Origin of the sequence: Streptomyces sp. NPDC087310 (genome assembly GCF_044744405.1) — a bacterium.
Taxonomy (GTDB): domain Bacteria; phylum Actinomycetota; class Actinomycetes; order Streptomycetales; family Streptomycetaceae; genus Streptomyces.
The window spans coordinates 259,789-276,667 of record NZ_JBIUYF010000002.1 but is presented as its reverse complement, the minus strand read 5'-3'; the positions used below and the strand labels follow the sequence as shown (position 1 = coordinate 276,667).

The following is a 16,879-nucleotide window of genomic DNA, read 5'->3' as shown; positions in this document are numbered from 1 at the left end:
GTAGGCCCTACGGCCGCCCGCCCTCCGCGCCGGGGTGCGGCTCGGGTGCCGGCCGGACCTCGGCACCCGCGAGCCGGCCGGAATCCGGCCCGCCAGGACCGCCCGCGTCGTCCGTACGCCGCCGCAGCCTGCGCCAGAGCGCCGGGACACCGCTGACCAGCACCGTCAGCAGCACCGCCGCCAGCACGCCCTCCCACGGCTCGGCGAACAGCGAGCCGCCCGCCACCCCGATGAGCTGGTACGTCGCGGCCCACGCCAGACACGCCGGCCAGTCGCCCCGGGCGAACCGGCGCAGCGGCCACTCCCCGAGCAGGCAGGCCAGCATCACCGGAATCCGCCCGGCCGGCACCAGCCGGGACAGCACCAGCACCATCACCCCGTGCTCCCGCAGCTTGCGCTGCGCCTGGTCGAGCCGGTCCGGCGGTGCGTTCCTGCGCAGCGCCGCCAGCCAGCGCGAACCGTTCTTCGAGCCGACCCCGCGCCGCCCGAGCCAGTACAGCGCGACATCGCCGAGGAAGGCCGCGCACGATGCCACGAGGAAGAGGCAGACCATCGAGAGCGCCGCGCGCGCCGGGAGCGGCGAACTCGTGTGGAGCGCCACCACCGCCGCCGTGCTCACCACCGCGCCCGTCGGCACCACCGGCACCAGCGCGCCGAGCGCCACCAGCAGGAAGACCGACGGATACCCCACGGCCTGCTGTGTCGACTCGGTGGGCAGCACGGCGAACTGGGCCAGGAGCCGGTCGATCACCGTACGACCTCCGGCCGCGCGCTCTCGCCGTGCCGCAGCAGATGGACGGCCACCTCCGGAGCGAGCCGCGCCGCCTTCCGTACGAACTCGCCGCCCGGCGCGTAGAACTCGTGCGGTCTGACCCCGTCGAGCCCGATCGGCCAGTACGTGCCGTAGTGCACCGGCACCGCCGCGCTCGGCGCCAGCCGCGCCAGCGCCTGGGCCGCGCGCCCCGCGTCGAGGTGCTCGGGCCCGAGGTGCGGCCCCCAGCCGCCGACCGGCAGCAGCGCCACGTCCACCGGCCCCACGGACTCGGCCATGGAGTCGAAGAGCCCCGTGTCGCCCGCGAAGTACGTCCGCGACTCGCCGGTGATCACATAGCCGAGCGCGGGGGAGCGGTGCGGTCCGACCGGCAGCCTGCGCCCGTCGTGGTGCGCGGGCACCGCCCGTACCCGTACCGGACCGATCTCCACCTCGTCGCCCGCGGCCACCTCCGTGATCCGCAGCCCCGCCGGATTGCGGCGCGCGTCGAGGCGCCGGAGGCCCGGCACCGCACGCACCGCGCCGCGCGGCACGATCAGCCGGGTGCCGGGCGTAAGCCTGGATAGCGACCGCAGATGGAGGTGGTCGGAGTGCAGATGCGAGACGAGCACGGCGTCGGCGACGCCCGCCTCGGGCGGCGGTACCGGGCCCAGGCGCCGGCGCAGATGCGCGAGCCGGCGCACGAACACCGGGTCCGTCAGGATCCGTACACCGGAATCCTCGACCGTACAGGTGGCATGGCCCCACCAGGTGATGACAGTTCCCAACCCGACCTCAGCTCCGTCCGCCCGGCGCGCGCGGGGGCGCGGGGTCTCCCGCTCCCCGCCCGGGGCCGCTCCTCGCACTCAGCGTACGGCCGCCACCCGTCCGGGCGGACGGGGTGCGCCCGGACGCGCGCCTCCGACCGCCCCGTGCGCGCCTGCCTCACGAAGGCGTGCGCGGGTTAGGGTCTGCGGAACGAAGGCGGGCCCCGGGGGACGGGCCCGAGGGTGCGCGGGGGAGCGGGGAGCGGCATGGGCGAGGTACGCGTGGCGGCGATCGCCAGCCTGACGCCGCTGGAGGAGCTGGACCACGACCCCTTCCTGGTGGACACCCACGGCCAGCACCTGATGTGCGCGCGCTGGGCCGCCGACAAGGGCTACACCGTCACCCGCCAGCTCTACTTCTACCGGCTGCGCCCCGACCACGGCAGCCTGTGGACCGATGTCGACGAGGGGCTGGTCGATCTCTTCGTCGCCGCCAACGACCGGGTCCTCGACCGGGCGTTCACCTCCGTACCCGCCTTCGCCGCCGAGTGCGAGCGCCGGGGCGTACGGCTGGAGACGGCCGGCCTGGACGAGCCGTGCTACGACGCCGAGCGGAAGGCGGAGGTCCACCGCAGGCTCTCGATACCGGCGAGGGCGCGCTCCACGCCGCTGTGATCCCGCCGGGAGGTCGCGGGGTCCGCGCGGCGCTGTGCGAGGCTGGGGGCCGAGCCCGTGAGCCGTACGGGCCCGGACGCGAGGTGACGGCGGAGTGTTCAAGGGGCGATGGCGCAGGACGGGCAGAGCCCTGCTGCGGGTGATCATCGTATGGGCGGTGTCCACGGTGACGATGCTGGCGCTCGCCGGCATCCTGCCCGACTTCGAGCTCCAGTCCCCCGACGGGGACAGCCCCACCCGGATCGCGGTCACCGCGGCCTGGGGAGCGGGCGCGTTCGGTCTGCTCGGCGCGCTGGTCTGGCCCGTGCTCGTCCGGGCGCTGCTGCTGGTCCCCGCGCTCGTCCTCGGCCTGCTGGTGTTCTTCCTCAACGGCTCGCTGCTGCTGATCGCGCTGCGGCTCATCCCCGACGGGCGGGGCGCCGCCGACCCGCAGACCGCGGTGGTGGTCGCCGCCGTGATGTCCGCCGTCGCCTCCGCGACCGCCACCGCCCTCGCCGTCGGTGACGACGAGGCGTACCGGCACCGACTCTCGCGCCTCGCCGACCGCCGACGGCGCAGACGGGGTCGCGACGGCGACGACGGCCGCCGGGGCGACGTGCCCGGCACGGTCTTCCTCCAGCTCGACGGGGTGGGCCACCAGGTGCTGCTGGACGCGGTCGCCGCGGGGGCGGTGCCGCACATCGCGAGCTGGCTGGACCCGGGGGAGCGCCCCACCCACCGGCTGACGCCCTGGCGCACCGACTGGTCCAGCCAGACCGGGGCCAGCCAGCTCGGCATCCTGCACGGCTCCAACCACGACGTCCCCGCCTTCCGCTGGTACGAGAAGGACACCGGCCGGGTCATGGTCAGCAACCGGCCCGCGAGCGCCGCCGAACTCCAGCGCAGGGCCATCGAGCGCACCGGCGACGGCGGGCTGCTCACCCTCGACGGCGCCAGCCGCGGCAACCTCTTCAGCGGCGGCGCCGACCAGCTCGCCCTGGTGCTCTCCATCGCGGCCCGGCGCGCCCGCGCCAACCGCTCCCGGGCCGGGTACTTCGCGTACTTCTCCGACCCGGCCAACGCCGTCCGTACGGTCGTCTCGTTCGTGGCCGACGTCTGCCGCGAGATCGGCCAGTCCACCCGGGCGCGGCTGCGCGGCGACCGGCCGCGGGTGGGCCGCGGCGGGCTCTACCCGTTCATCCGGGCCTTCGCGACCGTCGTCGAACGGGACGTCGTGGTCGCGGCGGTGCTCGGCGACATGCTGGCGGGCCGGACCGCCGTCTACGCGGACCTGGTCGCCTACGACGAGGTCGCGCACCACTCGGGGCCGCACAGCCGGGACGCCGTGCGGGTCCTCGCCCAGCTCGACCGGTCGGTGGGCCTGATCGCCAGAGTGGCCGAGCACGCCCCCCGTACGTACCGGATCGTGCTCCTCTCCGACCACGGCCAGAGCCCCGGCGAGACCTTCGAGGGGGCGTACGGGCTCACGCTCAAGGACCTCGTGCGGGCCGGGTGCGGGCTGCCCGTCTCCCGCAGGGCCGGGCGGTCCAGGAGCGGCGCGGAGGCGCGCGACGCCGCGCGCCACGCCGTCCTCGGCGCGCTGCACCGGCCGGAGCGCACCGACGACGACGGGACGGAGCCCCCCGCGAGCTCCTCCGAGCCGGTCGTGCTCGCCTCCGGGAACCTCGGTCTGATCTCCTTCCCGGACGTACCGGGCCGGATGAGCCGCGAGGAGATCGACCGGCGCCACCCGGCGCTGCTGCGGACCCTCGCCGGCCATCCGGGGATCGGGTTCCTGCTGGTACGGAGCGAGGAGCACGGCTCCCTGGTGCTGGGCCACGGCGGCGTGGAGGTCCCCCTCGACGCGCTGGACGACGACGGGCCGCTGGCGGGCATGGGCCCCGGCGCGGCCGACGCGGTGCGCCGTACCGACGGCTTCCCGCATGTCGCGGACATCATGGTCAACTCGATGTACGACCCGGGGACGGGCCGGGTGCACGCCTTCGAGGAGCAGATCGGCTCGCACGGCGGGCTCGGCGGCGAACAGGCGCGGCCCTTCCTGCTGTCGCCGCTGGTGCTCAGCCCGCCGGTGCCCGACCGCGGTGAACTCGTCGGCGCGGAGCGGGTGCACGCCGTGCTCCGGCGGTGGCTGCGCGAGGGCGGCGGGCCGCAGGTGCCGCTCGGGGCGGCGACGGAGGCGGCGCACGCGGCGGAAGTGACGGCGGTGACGGAAGTGACGACGGCGGCGGAGGTGACGGGGACGGCGGCCTCCGTCGCGGCTTCCGGGACCGTAACCGGCGCCGGCGCCGAGGCGAATGCGCTGTCTGCCGGAGCACGCACGACCGAGAACGAGCGGGACCCGGCGTAGCGCGCGTACCCCGTGCGAGCGGTTTCCGCCGGTAGCAGGACCGGGCCGGGCCGCGCATGGGCAGGGGTGGCATGTCCCAGGAGGTCATGCCCATGCGCAGTGCCCCGCCTCTCGCCCCCCGCGCCGCGGCCGCGCACGCCGCCGCCGTGCGCCGGGCCGTGGTGGTGGCGCTGCTGGTACTGATCGCCTTCCTGGGAGCCGCCCCCGCGTCCGGCTCAGCGACCGCGCGGGCCGCCGACCCCCTGCCGCCCGCCTCCGGCACACCGGAACCGGGCGGCGAAGGGCAGGGCGAAGGACAGCAGGACACCGCCGAGACCGATCAGCACACCGACCCCGCCAGGACGGAGCGTCCGGCGAGGGCCCGGATGGCGCCGCCGGACCTGCTGGCGCAGGACGCCACGAGGCCGCCCCCGGACCCGGGCCGCCGGATCCCCGCGGGAGCTCCGCGGGTGGCGGGCCCGACGCGCTGTGCGGTGCTGCGCTGCTGACAGGACGGGCACCCGCGCGTCCCCGGGGAACTCTCCCGCCTGTCCAGCAGCACGTCACCCCCTTCACGTTAAGGACACAGCCATGCCCATCGACGCCTTCGCCGCACTCAACGCCCTGATCCGCGCGGAGGCCGCGCGCGCCGAGACACCGAAGCCCCGCCGCCGGTCCCCGAGCCCGAGTCCCTCCGACACCGCAGCTCCCGAACTCGTCCCGGCCGCCGAACGGCCGTCCACGGACGGGGAACCCGGCGGGAGCGGTACGGCGGCGAGCTGATCGCCGCCGTACCTCCGGTCGTGCCCGTCCCGTACGCGGGTACGACCGGAGCGCGCCGCTCAGGCGCGGCCCCTGGACAGGCTCTCGCGCTCGATCAGCCGGGGGAGCGGGACCTGTACGGTCCGGGCCGCGCCGCCGTCGAGGAGCGCGGCCAGCTCGCGCGCCGCGATCCGGCCGAACGCGACCGAGTCGCGGGACAGCGCGGTCAGCCACGGCCGGACCAGCCGGCACAGCGCCGAGTCCTCCCAGGAGACGACCGAGACGTCGCCGGGGACCGCGAGCCCGAGCCCGGCCGTGACCGCCGCGCCGGCCGCCGCCATCACGTCGTTGTCGTAGATCAGGGCCGTCGGCGGACGGTCCTCCTCCAGCACCCGGCGGGTCACCGCCGCGCCCTGCGTGTCGGAGTAGTCGGTGGTCAGTGAACGCACCTCGGGCAGGCCGTACCGCTCCGCCTCGGCGCGCAGCGAGCGGATCCGCCGCTCGGTGTGGGCGAGCGAGGGCAGCCCCGCGATATGGACGATCCTGCGGTGCCCCAGTTCGTGCAGCCGGCCCACGACGGCGGCCATCGCGCCCGCGTCGTCCGCCCGTACCCGTGAGAGCGCCGGGTGGGACCGCGTGTCGCCGTCCGGCAGTTCGCCGATGACGACGGCGGGCAGCCCCAGCTCGTCCAGGACTCCGGGCCGGGGGTCGTCGGTCCTCGGGTCGACGACCAGGACACCGTCCACGCGGTGCTCGGCCCACCAGCGGCGGTAGACCGCGCACTCGGCGGACACGTCCTCCACCACCTGGAAGAGGAGGCCGAGTTGACGTTCTGACAGGATCTCCTGGATGCCGGAGATGAGTTGCAGGAAGAACGAGTCCACGCCGAGGGACGCCGCCGGGCGCGCCAGCACCAGGCCCACGGTGGCCGAGCCCTCGCCGGAGAGCGCGCGGGCGGCGGTGCTGGGGCGCCAGCCGAGCTGTTCCGCGACCCGGCGGACCCGGGCGCGGGTGACCTCCGAGACGCCGGGGCGGTCGTTGAGGGCGAAGGACACGGCGCTCTCCGAGACCCCGGCGCGCTGGGCGATGTCCTTCATCGTCGCGCGGCGCGCGGGCGCCCGGCGGACCTGCGGCGGATCCGTGACGGCCGGGGCGTCCATGACCGGTCCGGACCCGGCGGCGGGCCCGGGGCCCTCGGCGGACGGCTGTTTCCCTGTCACCCCGGTGCCCCTTTTCCTGCCGTATCGGACGAGCCATCTGGACCCCGGACTAATGCGCTTGAGTCGCAGCATTCTAAAGCGCATTAGTACTGCGCTGCAACTAAGTCGTAATAACCGGTCTGAGCTGCGACGAAACCAGTCGAAGCCGTGTTTGTGACGAGAATGTGTTGACTTTCACGCGCACGCATTGCAAGGTCTGCTGGGCATAAGGAGTCGGGGCGCCGAAGCTCCGGCTCGCCGACCGCACGTCCGGTCTGAGCAGAAGGAGCCGTTCACCGTGCGCATCTCCCGAAGAGCAGTCGCCCTCGCCGCTGTTCTCGCCACTGTCCTGCCTCTCAGTGCCTGTGGCGGAGGATCCGACGACGAGTCCTCCGACGCCTCGGGCGAGATCAAGGGCAAGATCACCTTCCAGACCTGGAACCTCCAGGCCAACTTCAAGGACTACTTCAACGGAGTCATCAAGGACTTCGAGAAGGAGTACCCCGACACGGAGGTGAAGTGGGTCGACCGGCCCGCCGAGGGCTACGCCGACAAGCTCAGCGCGGACGCCGCGGGCGGCACGCTCCCCGACGTCGTCAACATCTCCCCCGACCTGGTGACCCCGCTCGCCAAGGCCGGCCTCGCCCTTGACCTCGACAAGGACAAGACGGCCGCCGCCTTCGGCAAGGAGTACCTGCCGGACGCCTGGAAGAGCCACCAGATACCGGGCATGGAGGGCACGTACGGCTTCCCCTGGTACCTGAACACCGGCCCCACCTTCTACAACAAGCGCCTGTTCAGCGAGGCCGGGCTCGACCCCGAGAACCCCCCGACCACCTACGACGAGGTCTTCAAGGACGGGCTGAAGCTGGCCGAGCAGAGCAACGGCAAGATCGCCACGCTCGCCCAGGTGCCCACCATCGAGGACTTCGGCCGCTACGGCGTCCAGCTCATGAACAAGGAGGGCACCGGCTTCTCCTTCAACGACGCCAAGGGTGTCGAGCTGCTCACCGAGTACAAGAAGCTCTTCGAGGCCAAGGCGCTCGACTCCCAGGCGCTGACCGCGACCCCCGAGTCCTCCGGCACCAAGTTCCTCACCGAGTCCGTGGCCATGAACCCGGGCAGCGCGCTGGACCTGGAGAACTTCAAGACGAAGGCCCCGAACCTCTACAAGAACATCGGGATCACGGACCAGATCAGCAACACCGGCAAGGTCAACATGTACGTCATGGGCGTGATGGTCAACTCCAAGACCAAGCAGAAGCCCGCCGCCGTCGCCTTCGCGCACTTCGTGACCGACGCGACCCGCCAGATGTCCTTCGCCAAGCAGGTCGCCATCTTCCCGAGCACCAAGGGCTCCCTGGACGACCCGTACTTCACCAAGGAGGACGGCACCGACGAGACCCGCGTACGGATCGCCGCCGCCAAGTCCCTGAAGAAGGCCGAGAACTACACGCCCGTCCTGTTCAGCGAGCAGATGAAGACCGAGCTGCGCAACCAGGTCGCCAAGGCGCTCCAGGGCAAGCAGAGCCCTCAGGCCGCGCTCGACCAGGCCGTCGAGGCTTGTGACCGTCTGCTCAAGCAGAGCTGAGAGCTGAGCCCCGCACCATGAAAAGCTCCACCGCCCCCCGGGCACTTCCCCCGGAATCGCCCGCGGCGGGGTCCACGCTCCGGAGCTCCGGCTCCGGCGGCCGTGGGCCCCGCGGCGGGCCCGCCCGCGGGATCCGGCGCCAACTCTCCCTCAGTCCCTGGCTGTTCGCGGCCCCGGGACTGCTGGTCGTCGGCGCCTTCAGTCTCTATCCCTTCCTCAGCACCCTCATCAACTCCTTCACCGACCGCCGGACCCTGATCTCCGGCAGCTTCGTGGGCCTGGACAACTTCCGGGAGCTGATCCACGACGAGATGTTCTGGATCGGGCTGCGCAACAGCACGCTGTACGTCGTCTGCGTCGTCCCGGCCCTGGTCCTGCTGCCGCTGCTGCTGGCGATGCTCGTCCAGCGGCAGATCCCCGGCATCACCTTCTTCCGCTCCGCCTTCTACACCCCGGTCGTCGCCTCGATCGTGGTGGTCGGCCTCATCTGGGTCTGGCTGCTCGACGACCGCGGACTGGTCAACTCGGTGCTGGAGGCCGTGGGCGTCGGCCGGGTCGGCTTCCTCAGCGACCAGTGGCTGCTGCTGTTCAGCGCGATGGCCGTCACGGTCTGGAAGGGCCTCGGCTACTACATGATCATCTACCTGGCCGCACTGGCCAACGTGCCGCGCGAGCTGCACGAGGCCGCGGCCGTCGACGGCGCCGGGGCCGTACGCCGCTTCGTCACCGTCACCGTGCCCGCCGTGCGCTCCACGATGGTCCTCGTCGCGGCGCTCTCCTCGGTCAGCGCCTTCAAGGTCTTCTCCGAGGTCTATCTGATGGCGGGCCCCAGCGGCGGCCCGGCGGGCGAGGACACCACGCTCGTCATGCTCGTCCAGCGCGTCGGCACCGGGCTGAGCGGCCGGGTCGGCTACGCCTCCGCGATCTCCGTGGTCGTCTTCGTCGTCACCGTCGCCCTGATGCTGCTGGTGCTCCGCGCCGACCGCAAGGAGGACGCGTGAGCATCCTGAAGACCACCGACGCCGAGGGCCGGCGCATCGCGCCCTGGCAGCTCGTGCTCCGCTACACCCTGCTGCTCGTCATGCTCGCCGTGATGATCGGGCCGTTCCTCTGGCAGCTCTCCACCTCGCTCAAGGGCCCGACGGAGGACATCTACAGCTACCCGCCGACCTTCCTCCCGGACGACGTGACCCTGCACAACTACACCCGGGTCGCCGAGATCATCCCGGTGTGGGAGTACGCGTTCAACTCGCTCAAGGTCGCCCTCGCCAACGTGGTGACCAACTGCGTCGGCGCCGCCCTGGCCGGTTACGCGCTGGCCCGGCTGCGCTACCGGGGCCGTACCGCCGCGACCCTGGCGTTCATCCTCGCCATGCTCGTCCCCGTCGAGGGCATCATCATCGCCCAGTTCACCACCATGCGGGACCTCGGCCTGAACAACACCCTCATCGGGGTGCTGCTGCCGGGATCCATCGGCGCGATGAACGTCCTGCTGATGCGCAACGCGTTCCTCAACCAGCCGCCGGAGGTGGAGGAAGCCGCCTTCGTCGACGGCGCCAACGTCTGGCAGCGCTTCCTGCGCATCTCCCTGCCCGCCGTCAAGGGCACCCTCGCCGTCGTCGCGATCTTCGCGTTCATGGGCGCCTGGGACGACTTCCTCTGGCCGCTGATCGTCCTCAGCGACCCGGAGAACTTCACCCTGACCATCGGACTCAACTACCTCCACGGCACCTTCGCCCAGGACCCCCGGCTCGTCGCCGCGGGGACGATCATCGCCGTGGCCCCGCTCATCGTGCTCTTCGCCTGCCTCCAGCGCTACTTCTTCCGGGGCGTCGGCGAAGGCGCCGTCAAGGGCTGACCTCCCGTGCCGCACGCCTCGCACGCATCACCGCACGCACTACCGCACGCACCGCACAGAAGCAGGACAACGTTGCCCCCCATGAGCACTGCCGCGCCGCGCTTCGGCGTCAACTACACGCCCAGCCAGGGCTGGTTCCACCACTGGCTGGACTTCGACCTGGACGACGTACGCGCCGACCTGGACTCGATCGCGGGGCTCGGCCTCGACCACATCCGGGTCTTCCCGCTCTGGCCGCTCTTCCAGCCCAACCGCACCCTGATCCGGCCCCGCGCCGTCGAGCAGCTCGTCCAGCTCGCCGACGCCGCCGCCGAACGCGGTCTGGACGTCAATGTCGACGGGCTCCAGGGCCATCTGTCGAGCTTCGACTTCCTGCCCGCCTGGACCCGGACCTGGCACCGGCGGAACCTGTTCACTGACAACGATGTCGTCTCCGGGCAGGCCGCGTACCTCCGTACGCTCGCCGCCGCTCTCGCGGACCGGCCGAACTTCATCGGCATGACCATCGGCAACGAGATCAACCAGTTCTCCGGGCCACCGCACCCCGACCCGGACCCCGTCACCCCGGACCAGGCGGGGGACTGGCTGCGCACGCTGCTCGCGGCGTGCGAGGAGGGCGCGCCCGGCAAGCTCCATCTGCACGCCGAGTACGACGCCGCCTGGTACCTGGACGGGCACGCCTTCACCCCCGCGCACGCCGCCACGATCGGCGCCGTCACCGCCGTGCACTCCTGGGTGTTCAACGGCACCGCGCAGCGCCACGGCCGTAGCGGCACCGCCACCGAGCACCACGCCGCGTACCTGATCGAGCTGTCCAAGGCGTGGGCCCTGGAACCGCACCGGCCGGTCTGGCTCCAGGAGGTCGGTGCCCCCGCGCCGCTCATCCCCGCCGAGCACGCCGCCGCCTTCACCGACGCCACGGTGGCGGCGGCGCTGGACTGCGCCGACGTCTGGGGCATCACCTGGTGGTGCTCCCACGACGTCTCGCGCTCGCTGGCCGACTTCCCCGAACTGGAGTACGGCCTCGGCCTGCTGACCAACGACCGGAAGGTCAAACCGGCCGGGGAATCCCTCGCCCGCACCGTCGCCGAGTGGCGCGAGCGCGCCTACGCGCCCGCGCCCCGCACCCTCGCGCTCGCCGTCGACGTCGGGGACACCGACACCACCGCGACCGCGCCCGACCGCGCCACCTGCGCCCCCGGCGGCGCGTTCTTCGAGGCGTTCGCCCGGCTGACCGAGGCGGGGGCCCGGCCCACCGCCGTCCTCGCGAGCCGGGCCGAGGACAGCGCGCATCTCGCGGCCCGCTCCATCACGGAGGTCGTCCACCCCGACGACGTCCCCTGACCGGCCCGGCGCCGGACCGCTCCCGGCCAGGTGGCCACACTGGACACCCGCGTACGTACGGCACTCACGGCACCCCACGCACCGACGCACCTCAGGAGTACCCCTCATGCACGACGACCGCACCCTCGTCGAAGGCCGCCTCAAGCGCGTCCTCGACGAACGCATCAGGCCCGCCGTCCACCCCGAGTCGATCCCGCTCGACATCGCCGTCTGGCACGCGCCCGGCGAGCCCGTCCCCGTCGAGGAGGGCATCGCCGGGCCCGTCGAGCCGGTCGCGGTCGGCGACCGGTGGGGCGCGCCCTGGGGCACGAGCTGGTTCCGGGTCTCCGGGACCGTCCCCGAGAAGTGGGCGGGCCGCACCGTCGAGGCCATCCTCGACCTCGGCTTCGACGAGAACATGCCCGGATTCCAGTGCGAGGGCCTGGTCTACCGCCCCGACGGCACCCCCGTGAAGGGCCTCAACCCGCGCAACCAGTGGGTACGGATCGGCGCGCCCGTCGCCGGCGGTGAAGAGGTGCTGCTGCATGTCGAGGCCGCGTCCAACCCGGTGATCCTCGACTACCACCCCTTCCTGCCGACGCGGCTCGGTGACAAGGAGACCGCGGGCAGCGAACCGCAGTACACCCTCGCCCGGATGGACCTCGCCGTCTTCGACGAGACCGTCTGGCACCTCATCCAGGACCTGGAGGTGCTCGGCGAGCTGATGGCCGAGCTGCCCGTGGAGGGCGCTCGCCGCTGGGACATCCTGCGCGCCATCAGCCGCGCGCTCGACGCGATCGACCTCCAGGACGTGAACGGCACGGCCGCCGCCGCCCGCGAACTGCTCGCCGGTGTGCTCACCACCCCGGCGCCCGCCACCTCCCACAGGATCAGCGCGGTCGGCCACGCCCACATCGACTCCGCCTGGCTGTGGCCGCTGCGCGAGACGGTCCGCAAGGTCGCCCGTACGACGGCCAACATGACCGCGCTGCTGGAGGACGAGCCCGAGTTCATCTTCGCGATGTCCCAGGCCCAGCAGTTCGCCTGGATCAAGGAGCACCGCCCCGAGGTCTACGCCAAGGTCAAGAAGGCCGTCGCGGAGGGCCGGTTCGTGCCGGCCGGCGGCATGTGGGTCGAGTCCGACACCAACATGCCCGGCTCCGAGGCGATGGCCCGGCAGTTCGTGCACGGCAAGCGCTTCTTCCTCGACGAGTTCGGCATCGAGAACGACGAGGCGTGGCTGCCCGACACCTTCGGCTTCGCCGCCGGGCTGCCGCAGATCATCAAGGCCGCCGGGTCCAAGTGGCTGCTCACCCAGAAGATCTCCTGGTCCACGATCAACAAGTTCCCGCACCACACCTTCCGCTGGGAGGGCATCGACGGCACCCGGATCTTCACCCACTTCCCGCCCGTCGACACGTACAACTGCTCCATGACGGGCGAGCAGATCGCCCACGCCGCGAAGAACTTCAAGGAGAAGGGCTCCGCCCGCCACTCCCTCGCGCCCACCGGCTGGGGCGACGGGGGCGGCGGCACCACCCGCGAGATGATCGCCAAGGCGGCCAGGCTGCGCAGCCTCGAAGGCTCCGCGACGGTCGAGTGGGAGACCCCGGAGACGTTCTTCACCAAGGCCGAGGCCGAGTACCCGAACCCGCCCGTCTGGGTCGGCGAGCTCTACCTGGAGCTGCACCGCGCCACGCTCACCAGCCAGGCCAAGACCAAGCAGGGCAACCGGCGCAGCGAGCACCTGCTGCGGGAGGCCGAGCTCTGGGCCGCCACCGCAGCGGTGAGGACCGGCGCCGCCTACCCGTACGAGCAGCTCGACCGGGTCTGGAAGACCGTGCTGCTCCACCAGTTCCACGACATCCTGCCCGGCTCGTCCATCGCCTGGGTGCACCGCGAGGCGGAGAAGACCTACGCGAAGGTCGCCGCGGAGCTGACCGGGGTCATCGACACCGCGCAGCGCGCCCTCGCCGGGGACCCGGCCGGCGGGACATCCCTGGTCTTCAACGCGGCGCCGCACACCCGCGGCGGGGTCGCTGCGGGCGCGGCGGGACCGGCCGGCGGCGGCGCGGGCGCGCAGCTCACGGCGCGCGACGGCGGCGGGTACGTGCTCAGCAACGGGCTGCTGGAGGTCGAGATCGACGGCCGCGGCCTGGTCGTCTCGGCGTACGACATCAGCGCCGAGCGGGAGACGATCGCCCCGGGCGAGGCCGCCAACCTCCTCCAGATCCACCCCGACTTCCCCAACCAGTGGGACGCGTGGGACGTCGACGAGTTCTACCGGAACACCGTCACCGATCTGACGGACGTCGACGAACTCACCGCGATCGACACGGAGGGCGCTGCGGTCGGCGCGGCGGGCGGCGCCGGTGCCGGCGCGGTCGGTGTGCGCGTCGTGCGCTCCTTCGGCGCGTCGAAGGTCACCCAGCTCCTCACCCTCGCGCCGGGCACCAAGCGGCTCGACATCGACACCGAGGTCGACTGGCACGAGACCGAGAAGTTCCTCAAGGCCGCCTTCCCGCTGGACATCCACGCCGAGCGGTACGCCTCGGAGACCCAGTTCGGCCATGTGTACCGGGCCACCCACACCAACACGAGCTGGGAGGCCGCCAAGTTCGAGGCGTGCAACCACCGCTTCGTCCACCTGGAGGAGCCGGGCTGGGGTGTCGCGCTGGTCAACGACTCGACGTACGGACATGACGTGACCCGTACGGTCCGCCCGTCCGACGCCGGTACGACCACCACCGTCCGGGTCTCCCTGCTGCGCGCACCGCGCTTCCCCGACCCGGAGACCGACCAGGGCATCCACCGCTTCCGGCACGCGCTGGCCCCGGGCGCGGCCATCGGTGACGCCGTACGGGAGGGCTACCGCGTCAACCTGCCGGAGCGCCGCCTCACCGGATCGGGAGAGGTCGCCCCGCTGGTCACCGTCGACAACGACGCGGTCGTCGTGAGCGCGGTCAAGCTGGCCGACGACGCGAGCGGCGACCTCGTCGTACGTCTCTACGAGGCGACCGGCGGCCGGGCCAAGGCACGCGTCGGTCTGGGCTTCGACGCCACCGGCCTCGCCGTCACCGACCTGCTGGAGCGCCCGCTGACCGACCCGGCCGGCGGTGCGGGCGGACCGGAGCTGACGGACGGCGCGGTCCTGCTGTCGCTGCGTCCCTTCGAACTGGTCACGCTGCGGCTGACCCGAGACTGACCCGTGTGACGGCCGGCCCGTGTGACGACGAGCGGCCCCGCGGACCCTTTCCTTGGGTCCGCGGGGCCGCTCGTACCGGCTCGGCGTTCATACGCGGTGTTCCGGGCCCGCGCCGCCCAGTGCCTGCGCGGACACCAGGTCGAGGAAGGTCCGCTCGTTGCCCGCGAGCCCGGCCGCCGTGAGCGCCGCGTCCGCCTCCGCCATCGGGGCCGCGAGCAGCGGCGCGGCCTGGGACGCCCGCACGGGGTCGTCCAGGACCGCGCGTACGGCCGCCAGCAGCCGCAGATAGGCGCGGGCCGCGGAGCGCTCGTCCGGGGCGCCGGGGGTACGGGACGTGCTGGTGGCCATCGTGGCTTCCTCCCCATGAATCCGTGGATCCGCGGATCCACGAACTCCGGGAATCCGCCGGACCCTCAAGTCTGATCCATGGGTCTGACAACGGGCGCCGTCTGCTCCCCCTGCTCCTCGACCTACTCCTCGACGAGCATCCCCGCGCGCAGCCGCGTGATGATCCGGTTGAGCAGCCGCGACACATGCATCTGTGACACACCCAGCTCGGCGCCGATCTGCGACTGCGTCATCTCCTGGCCGAACCGCATCGTCACGATGCCGCGTTCCCGCTCGTCGAGCTGCTCCAGCAGCGGCGCCAGCGCGTGCAGGTTCTCGACCTTCTCCATCGCCGGGTCGGCCTCGCCCAGCACATCGGCGAAGGTCCGCCCGCCACCGGTCGTGCCGTCCTCGTTCGTGGGCATGTCCAGCGAACCGGCGGTGTAGCCGTTGGTCGCGACCAGACCCTCGATGACCTCTTCCTCCGTGAGGCCGAGCAGCTCGGAGAGCTCCTTGACGGTCGGGTCCCGGTCCAGGACCGTCGCCAGGTGCTCCTTGGCCTTGGCCAGCTCGACACGCAGCTCCTGAAGGCGGCGCGGAACGTGGACGGCCCAGCTCGTGTCCCGGAAGAAGCGCTTGATCTCACCGACGATGTAAGGCACGGCGAAGGAGGTGAACTCGACCTCGCGGGAGAGATCGAACCGGTCGATCGCCTTGATCAGACCGATCGTGCCGACTTGGAGGATGTCCTCCATGTCGCCGGCGCCCCGGTTACGGAAGCGCCCCGCGGCGAACCGCACCAGCGACTGGTTCATCTCGATCAGCGTGTTGCGGGCGTACTGGTATTCGGCCGTGCCCTCCTCCAGGACCTGGAGCTGGTCGAAGAAGAGCTTCGACAGCGCCCGTGCGTCCCTCGGGGCGACCTTGGCAGGGTCCTCGATACGCGGCAGCTCACCGGCTCCCGCGGGTGCCACCGCTCCGGCCGCCAGGACGCCCGACATCTGCTCCGCCTCGACAGCATTCACAGTTCTGGTCGTCATGACACTCACCCTCCAACGCAGCGGACCGTACAAGTTCGGCTTGTGCCCCGGCTTCCTGTTCTCACTCCTCTTTCCGACAAGAGTTTTTGAAACGCCTTCGGAAACCGGCCCGCCCCGGTCACCGGGGCCCGCCGTTCCCGTCCCGGTCAGCGTCCCGGTTCCCGTCCCGCGCGGTGAGCGAGGCCAGGTAGGCGACCGTCCCCGGGTCCGCCGGGACGAACGTCTCGATGGCCAGCTCGGCGACGGTCACGTCCATCGGCGTGTTGAACGTGGAGATGGACGAGACGAAGGACAGGATCCGCCCGTCGTGCTCGATCAGCATCGGCAGCGCGAGGAGCGGTACGGCCTCCACCGCCCCCGCCCCGACGGTCTCCGCCGCCACGGCCCCCGGCTCCCCGCGCGGCTCCGGCGGCGGATAGGCGGCCACCTCCTCGTACAGCTCCCGCAGCGCCGGGGAGCGGTGCAGCGCGAGCTGACGGCCCATCTGGTCCAGGAGATGCCCACGCCACTCGGGCAGATTACGGATCCGGGCGGCGAGCCCCTCCGGGTGGAGGGTGAGCCGCATGGCGTTCAGCGGCGGGGTGAGCAGCTTCTCCGGCACCGCCTCCAGCAGCATCGCGATGCCCCGGTTCGCGGCCACCACCGTGTACGTACCGTCCACGACCAGCGCCGGGTACGGCTCGTACCCCCGCAGCAGCCGCGTCAGCGCCTCGCGCAGCGTGTCCATGGCGGGATCGTCCAGCGCCGTCTCCGTGAAGCGGGGCGCGTAGCCGGCCGCCAGCAGCAGGGCGTTGCGCTCCCGCACGGGGACGCAGAGGTGCTCGGCGAGCCGCAGCACCATCTCCTCGCTCGGGCGGGCACGGCCCGTCTCGACGAAGCTGATGTGGCGGGCGGAGGAGTCGGCGCGCAGCGCCAGTTCGAGCTGGCTGAGCCGCCGCCGGGTGCGCCAGCCGCGCAGCAGCGGGCCGACCGCGGGACCAGGAGAGGAAGGGGCCGTCGTACCGTCTGCTGTCATCGCGCGCGCCGCCATACGAGGACCGTAGTACACGCCGTAT

The 16,879-nt window shown here is 72.4% G+C and carries 15 protein-coding genes; 9 read left to right on the top strand and 6 right to left on the bottom strand.

The window, feature by feature from the left end:
* Positions 1 to 7: 7 nt before the first annotated feature.
* Positions 8 to 751 (bottom strand): DedA family protein, encoded by a 744-nt coding sequence (locus ACIO3P_RS07280; RefSeq protein ID WP_401848639.1) that lies wholly within the window; start codon positions 749 to 751, stop codon positions 8 to 10.
* Positions 748 to 1,539, bottom strand: a complete 792-nt coding sequence (locus ACIO3P_RS07275; RefSeq protein WP_401848640.1) for an MBL fold metallo-hydrolase — start codon at positions 1,537 to 1,539, stop codon at positions 748 to 750. Before ACIO3P_RS07275 ends, ACIO3P_RS07280 begins: the two co-directional genes overlap by 4 nt.
* 246 nt (positions 1,540 to 1,785) lie before the next feature.
* Between ACIO3P_RS07275 and ACIO3P_RS07270 the strand changes: the two genes are divergently transcribed.
* From ACIO3P_RS07270 to ACIO3P_RS07255, 4 genes are all read left to right on the top strand, one after another.
* The gene (locus ACIO3P_RS07270; RefSeq protein WP_329827847.1) at positions 1,786 to 2,193 is read left to right on the top strand and encodes a hypothetical protein; all 408 of its coding nucleotides are present in this window, start codon (positions 1,786 to 1,788) and stop codon (positions 2,191 to 2,193) included.
* Between the two features lie 94 nt (positions 2,194 to 2,287).
* Positions 2,288 to 4,540, top strand: a complete 2,253-nt coding sequence (locus tag ACIO3P_RS07265) for a phage holin family protein (protein WP_401848642.1) — start codon at positions 2,288 to 2,290, stop codon at positions 4,538 to 4,540.
* A gap of 92 nt (positions 4,541 to 4,632) precedes the next feature.
* Entirely contained in the window at positions 4,633 to 5,028 is a 396-nt protein-coding gene (locus tag ACIO3P_RS07260) for a hypothetical protein (protein WP_401848644.1), read from the top strand.
* Between the two features lie 82 nt (positions 5,029 to 5,110).
* Positions 5,111 to 5,302, top strand: a complete 192-nt coding sequence (locus ACIO3P_RS07255; protein ID WP_329827841.1) for a hypothetical protein — start codon at positions 5,111 to 5,113, stop codon at positions 5,300 to 5,302.
* A gap of 59 nt (positions 5,303 to 5,361) precedes the next feature.
* Here ACIO3P_RS07255 and ACIO3P_RS07250 read toward each other — a convergent pair whose 3' ends face one another.
* Positions 5,362 to 6,378: a LacI family DNA-binding transcriptional regulator gene (locus tag ACIO3P_RS07250; protein ID WP_401787551.1), complete on the bottom strand. Its 1,017-nt coding sequence runs from the start codon at positions 6,376 to 6,378 to the stop codon at positions 5,362 to 5,364.
* A gap of 400 nt (positions 6,379 to 6,778) precedes the next feature.
* Between ACIO3P_RS07250 and ACIO3P_RS07245 the strand changes: the two genes are divergently transcribed.
* From ACIO3P_RS07245 to ACIO3P_RS07225, 5 genes are all read left to right on the top strand, one after another.
* Positions 6,779 to 8,071 carry an ABC transporter substrate-binding protein gene (locus tag ACIO3P_RS07245; RefSeq protein ID WP_401848646.1) on the top strand — a complete coding sequence of 431 codons (1,293 nt, stop codon included), beginning with the start codon at positions 6,779 to 6,781 and terminating at the stop codon, positions 8,069 to 8,071.
* 17 nt (positions 8,072 to 8,088) lie between these two features.
* On the top strand, positions 8,089 to 9,072 hold the full coding sequence (locus tag ACIO3P_RS07240) for a sugar ABC transporter permease (RefSeq protein ID WP_329827839.1): 984 nt from the start codon (positions 8,089 to 8,091) through the stop codon (positions 9,070 to 9,072).
* Positions 9,069 to 9,929, top strand: coding sequence for a carbohydrate ABC transporter permease (locus ACIO3P_RS07235; RefSeq protein WP_401848648.1), 861 nt, complete (start codon positions 9,069 to 9,071; stop codon positions 9,927 to 9,929). Before ACIO3P_RS07240 ends, ACIO3P_RS07235 begins: the two co-directional genes overlap by 4 nt.
* An 81-nt stretch (positions 9,930 to 10,010) precedes the next feature.
* Positions 10,011 to 11,273, top strand: coding sequence for a glycosyl hydrolase (locus ACIO3P_RS07230; protein ID WP_401848650.1), 1,263 nt, complete (start codon positions 10,011 to 10,013; stop codon positions 11,271 to 11,273).
* A 106-nt stretch (positions 11,274 to 11,379) separates the two neighbouring features.
* Positions 11,380 to 14,457, top strand: coding sequence for an alpha-mannosidase (locus ACIO3P_RS07225; RefSeq protein WP_401848651.1), 3,078 nt, complete (start codon positions 11,380 to 11,382; stop codon positions 14,455 to 14,457).
* Between the two features lie 87 nt (positions 14,458 to 14,544).
* On the opposite strand, the gene ACIO3P_RS07220 is transcribed toward ACIO3P_RS07225, so the two are convergent.
* From ACIO3P_RS07220 to ACIO3P_RS07210, 3 genes are all read right to left on the bottom strand, one after another.
* Positions 14,545 to 14,805, bottom strand: coding sequence for a hypothetical protein (locus ACIO3P_RS07220; RefSeq protein ID WP_329827835.1), 261 nt, complete (start codon positions 14,803 to 14,805; stop codon positions 14,545 to 14,547).
* 122 nt (positions 14,806 to 14,927) lie between these two features.
* Positions 14,928 to 15,785 (bottom strand): RNA polymerase sigma factor SigF, encoded by an 858-nt coding sequence (locus ACIO3P_RS07215; RefSeq protein WP_329828132.1) that lies wholly within the window; start codon positions 15,783 to 15,785, stop codon positions 14,928 to 14,930.
* A gap of 157 nt (positions 15,786 to 15,942) precedes the next feature.
* The gene (locus ACIO3P_RS07210; protein ID WP_401787554.1) at positions 15,943 to 16,839 is read right to left on the bottom strand and encodes a helix-turn-helix domain-containing protein; all 897 of its coding nucleotides are present in this window, start codon (positions 16,837 to 16,839) and stop codon (positions 15,943 to 15,945) included.
* Positions 16,840 to 16,879: the final 40 nt, after the last annotated feature.

Excerpts from the sequence above, each read along its gene's own strand:
- ACIO3P_RS07270 (WP_329827847.1), top strand. The coding sequence starts at position 1,786 with ATGGGCGAGGTACGCGTGGCGGCGATCGCCAGCCTGACGCCGCTGGAG.
- ACIO3P_RS07260 (WP_401848644.1), top strand. The coding sequence starts at position 4,633 with ATGCGCAGTGCCCCGCCTCTCGCCCCCCGCGCCGCGGCCGCGCACGCC.
- ACIO3P_RS07255 (WP_329827841.1), top strand. The coding sequence starts at position 5,111 with ATGCCCATCGACGCCTTCGCCGCACTCAACGCCCTGATCCGCGCGGAG.
- ACIO3P_RS07250 (WP_401787551.1), bottom strand. The coding sequence starts at position 6,378 with ATGAAGGACATCGCCCAGCGCGCCGGGGTCTCGGAGAGCGCCGTGTCC.
- ACIO3P_RS07240 (WP_329827839.1), top strand. The coding sequence starts at position 8,089 with ATGAAAAGCTCCACCGCCCCCCGGGCACTTCCCCCGGAATCGCCCGCG.
- ACIO3P_RS07230 (WP_401848650.1), top strand. The coding sequence starts at position 10,011 with ATGAGCACTGCCGCGCCGCGCTTCGGCGTCAACTACACGCCCAGCCAG.
- ACIO3P_RS07225 (WP_401848651.1), top strand. The coding sequence starts at position 11,380 with ATGCACGACGACCGCACCCTCGTCGAAGGCCGCCTCAAGCGCGTCCTC.
- ACIO3P_RS07220 (WP_329827835.1), bottom strand. The coding sequence starts at position 14,805 with ATGGCCACCAGCACGTCCCGTACCCCCGGCGCCCCGGACGAGCGCTCC.
- ACIO3P_RS07215 (WP_329828132.1), bottom strand. The coding sequence starts at position 15,785 with ATGTCGGGCGTCCTGGCGGCCGGAGCGGTGGCACCCGCGGGAGCCGGT.
- ACIO3P_RS07210 (WP_401787554.1), bottom strand. The coding sequence starts at position 16,839 with ATGACAGCAGACGGTACGACGGCCCCTTCCTCTCCTGGTCCCGCGGTC.